Raw genomic sequence first — 4,268 nt, 5'->3', positions numbered from 1 at the left:
TGGATCGACGCACCGGTGATCAACGCAGGCGACGGGAAGCACCAGCACCCGACGCAGGCTCTGCTCGACGCGTACACGATGCGGCGGCGCCTGCGCGGCGAGGAGGCGATCGGTGCGGATCTGAGCGGCGTCCGGGTGCTGGTGGTCGGTGACGTCCTCCACTCGCGGGTGGCGCGCTCCAACGTGGACCTGCTGCACACGCTCGGCGCCGAGGTCACGCTCGTGAGCCCGCCGACGCTGCTGCCGGTCGGCGTGCAGACGTGGCCGTGCACGGTGTCCTACGACCTGGACGGTGCGATCTCCGCGGGCGCGGACGCCATCATGATGCTGCGTGTGCAGCGAGAGCGGATGAGTGCAGCCGGCGGCGGGTTCTTCCCCTCACCGCAGGAGTACTCGCGCAAGTTCGGCCTCGACCGCAAGCGGCTCGCGGCGCTCGGTGGCGACGCGCTCGTGATGCACCCCGGTCCGATGAACCGTGGGCTCGAGATCTCAGCGGAGGCCGCGGACTCCGCTCAGGCCGTGATCCTGGAGCAGGTGACGAACGGCGTGGCCGTACGGATGGCGGTGCTGTACATGCTGCTCGGAGGAGGGCACCACGAATGACGAACTACCTGATCAAGGGCGCGAGCCTGCCCGACGGCTCGAGCACCGACATCCTGCTGCGGGACGGCCTGATCGCTGCGATCGGCGCAGGTGCGAGCGACGAGGCCGACGGCGCGACCACGATCGATGCCAACGGGCTGCGGGTGCTGCCGGGGCTGGTCGACCTGCACACCCACCTGCGCGAGCCGGGGCGTGAGGATGCCGAGACCGTATGGTCCGGGACCCGGGCGGCGGCGCTGGGTGGCTTCACCTGTGTGCACGCCATGGCGAACACGCAGCCGGTCGCCGACACGGCCGGCGTGGTCGAGCAGGTCTGGCGGCTCGGGCGCGACGCGGGATGGGTCGATGTGCGCCCCGTGGGCGCCGTGACCGTGGGCCTGGGCGGCGAGCGGCTCGCCGAGCTGGGCGCCATGGCCGACTCGGCCGCCGGTGTGCGGGTGTTCTCCGACGACGGTGTGTGCGTGGACGACCCGGTGCTGATGCGCCGGGCGCTCGAGTACGTCAAGGCATTCGACGGCGTGATCGCCCAGCACTCGCAGGAGCCGCGCCTCACAGTCGGTGCGGTCATGAACGAAGGCGTGGTGTCGGCCGAGCTCGGTCTGGGTGGCTGGCCGGCCGTGGCCGAGGAGTCGATCGTGGCCCGCGACGTGCTGCTCGCCGAACACGTCGGCTCGCGCGTGCACATCTGTCACCTGTCGACCGCCGGTAGCGTCGACATCGTCCGCTGGGCGAAGGCGCGGGGGATCCCGGTTACGGCGGAGGTCACACCCCACCACCTGCTCCTGACCGACGAGGTGGTCCGCGGCTACGACCCGCAGTTCAAGGTGAACCCGCCGCTGCGGACCGCGCAGGACGTGCTCGCGGTGCGTGAGGGATTGGCCGACGGCACGATCGACATCGTGGCGACCGACCACGCCCCGCACCCGAGCGAGGACAAGGACTGCGAGTTCGACGCCGCCGCGTTCGGCATGACCGGACTCGAGACCGCGCTGTCGGTCGTGATCGAGTCGATGGTGCTGGCCGACGACGTGACGTTCGGGTGGGAGGACGTGGCCCGCACGATGTCCGCGACGCCGGCCGCAATCGGCAGAGTGAGCGACCAGGGTCGCCCGATCGCGCCGGGAGAGCCCGCACATCTGACCCTCGTCGACCCCGAGGCGCGCTGGCCCGTGGTCCCGCAGGAGCTTCGAACGGCGAGCGACAACACCCCGTTCGCCGGACGTGACCTGCCCGGCCGCGTGGTCGCGACGTTCTACGGCGGCCGGGCCACGGTCCTCAGTGGTCAGCCGGTCGAGGTCGGCGCGTGAAAATCGTCTGGATCCTCCTCGCGGTCCTGCTGGTCGGGCTGCTGGTCTTCTCGCTGCTGCGGCGCACTGCGTTCGCGCCGGCGCCGAAGGAGGGGCCGAACCTCCCGCCGCTTCCGAAGGTCCCGGCCGGCGGAGCCGACCACGGGCTCGAGACCACCTACGTGGTGACGAGCATCAAGGGACACCACGACGAGCGCGTGATCGCACGCGGACTCGACAAACGCGGCACAGCGATCGCCGCTGTCCGGACCGATGGGGTGCTGCTCGATCGGCGCCGCGCACCGACGTTGTTCATCCCCACCGCGAAGCTCGACGGCGTGCGCACCACGTCCTCGCTCGTGATCGTGCAGTGGACGCACGGTGGTTATGAGCTCGAGACCGGTGTCCGCATGCGCAACGACGCCGAGCGTGACCGCCTGCGCGACCGCGTGACCGCCCTCATCGAGAACCAGGGAGTCTGATGACCACCACTGCCCCCGACCCCGCGCTGCTCGTGCTCGAGGACGGCTACGTGCTGCGTGGCCGCGCTTACGGTGCTCGTGGCCGCGCCCTGGGCGAGATCGTGTTCTCCACCGGCATGACCGGCTACCAGGAGACGCTCACGGACCCCTCCTACCACCGCCAGATCGTGGTGATGACCGCACCCCACATCGGCAACACAGGCGTGAACGACGAGGACCCCGAGTCCCGCCGGATCTGGGTGGCCGGCTACGTGGTCCGCGACCGTGCGCGACGCGCCTCGAACTGGCGCTCCACGCGTGAGCTGGAGGATGAGCTGACCGAGCAGGGTGTGGTCGGGATTAGCGACATCGACACTCGTGCGCTCACCCGGCACCTGCGTGACCGGGGTGTCATGCGGGCCGGGCTCTTCTCCGGCGACGCGCTCCCCACGCTGCCTGGCGCGCACGGCGAGGCGGAGCTCCTCGAGCAGGTCAAGACCGCCCCCGGCATGGCCGGCGCCGACCTGGCGCGAGAGGTGACCACCTCAGAGGCGTACGTCGTCCCGCCGTCGGGCGATTTCGCCGGACGGGACCCGATCGCGAGGGTCGCCGCGGTGGACCTCGGGATCAAGGCGATGACGCCGCAACGGCTGGCCGAGCGGGGCGTCGAGGTGCATGTGCTTCCATCGACCTCGACGATCGAGGACGTGCTGGCGGTGCAGCCGGACGGCGTGTTCTTCTCCAACGGCCCCGGCGACCCCGAGGCGTCGGTGCACGAGGTCGCGCTGTTGCGCGAGGTCCTCGACCGGAAGATCCCCTACTTCGGCATCTGCTTCGGGAACCAGATCCTCGGCCGCGCACTCGGGCTCGGGACCTACAAGCTGACGTTCGGGCACCGTGGCATCAACCAGCCGGTCAAGGACCTGCTGACCGGCAAGGTCGAGATCACGTCGCAGAACCACGGCTTCGCCGTCGACGCGCCGATCGGGGAACCCGTCACCGCACCCCACGACGACGGCCGGTACGGCCGTGTGGAGGTCTCCCACGTGGGCCTCAACGACAACGTGGTCGAGGGTCTCCGCTGCCTCGATCTCCCGGCGTTCTCGGTGCAGTACCACCCCGAGGCCGCCGCCGGCCCGCACGACGCCGCCTACCTGTTCGACCGCTTCGTGGATCTGATCTCCGGAAAGAGCGCCGCCTGATGCCCCGCCGCACCGACATCTCCAGCGTCCTCGTCATCGGGTCCGGCCCGATCGTCATCGGGCAGGCCGCCGAGTTCGACTACTCGGGCACCCAGGCCTGCCGGGTGCTGCGCGAGGAAGGACTGCGCGTCATCCTCGTCAACTCCAACCCGGCCACGATCATGACCGACCCGGAGTTCGCGGACGCCACCTACGTGGAGCCGATCACCCCCGACGTGGTCGAGGCGATCATCGCCAAGGAGCGCCCGGACGCGCTGCTGCCCACGCTCGGCGGCCAGACGGCGCTCAACGCCGCGATCGCGATGCACGAGCGCGGCGTGCTGGAGCGCTACGGCGTCGAGCTGATCGGCGCGAACATCGAGGCGATCAACCTGGCCGAGGACCGCGACCAGTTCAAGGGTGTCGTCGAGCGGTGCGGCGCCGAGTCCGCTCGCTCGGCCATCTGCCACTCGATGGAGGACGTCCTCGCCGGCGTCGCCGATCTCGGATACCCGGTCGTGGTGCGGCCCTCGTTCACCATGGGCGGTCTCGGCTCCGGGATCGCGTTCGACGAGGAGCAGCTGCGGCAGATCGCCGGGGCCGGTCTGCACTACAGCCCGACCACCGAGGTGCTGCTGGAGGAGTCGATCCTCGGGTGGAAGGAGTACGAGCTCGAGCTCATGCGCGACGGCAAGGACAACGTCGTCGTCGTCTGCTCCATCGAGAACCTCGACCCG

General features: G+C 70.3%; 4 protein-coding genes and 1 pseudogene. All 5 read left to right on the top strand.

The window, feature by feature from the left end; all coding sequences use genetic code 11:
• A partial coding sequence (locus ACOJSN_RS07345) for an aspartate/ornithine carbamoyltransferase family protein (protein WP_420111852.1) occupies positions 1–603 on the top strand: 603 nt, incomplete at its 5' end.
• Complete coding sequence (locus ACOJSN_RS07340) at positions 600–1,910, top strand: dihydroorotase (protein WP_420111851.1); 1,311 nt, start codon at positions 600–602, stop codon at positions 1,908–1,910. The genes ACOJSN_RS07345 and ACOJSN_RS07340, both read left to right, overlap by 4 nt.
• Positions 1,907–2,371, top strand: a complete 465-nt coding sequence (locus ACOJSN_RS07335) for a hypothetical protein (protein WP_420111850.1) — start codon at positions 1,907–1,909, stop codon at positions 2,369–2,371. The genes ACOJSN_RS07340 and ACOJSN_RS07335 overlap by 4 nt, the downstream gene beginning before the upstream one ends.
• Positions 2,371–3,552, top strand: a complete 1,182-nt coding sequence (gene carA, locus ACOJSN_RS07330; protein WP_420111849.1) for a glutamine-hydrolyzing carbamoyl-phosphate synthase small subunit — start codon at positions 2,371–2,373, stop codon at positions 3,550–3,552. The genes ACOJSN_RS07335 and carA overlap by 1 nt, the downstream gene beginning before the upstream one ends.
• Positions 3,552–4,268, top strand: a pseudogene (carB, locus tag ACOJSN_RS07325) (carbamoyl phosphate synthase large subunit); the annotation flags it as partial. The gene carA and the pseudogene carB, both read left to right, overlap by 1 nt.

Source organism: Pseudactinotalea sp. (assembly GCF_048594945.1).
GTDB lineage: Bacteria > Actinomycetota > Actinomycetes > Actinomycetales > Beutenbergiaceae > Pseudactinotalea.
The sequence above is the reverse complement of the archived record's forward strand: the minus strand, read 5'-3'. Positions and strand labels throughout refer to the sequence as shown.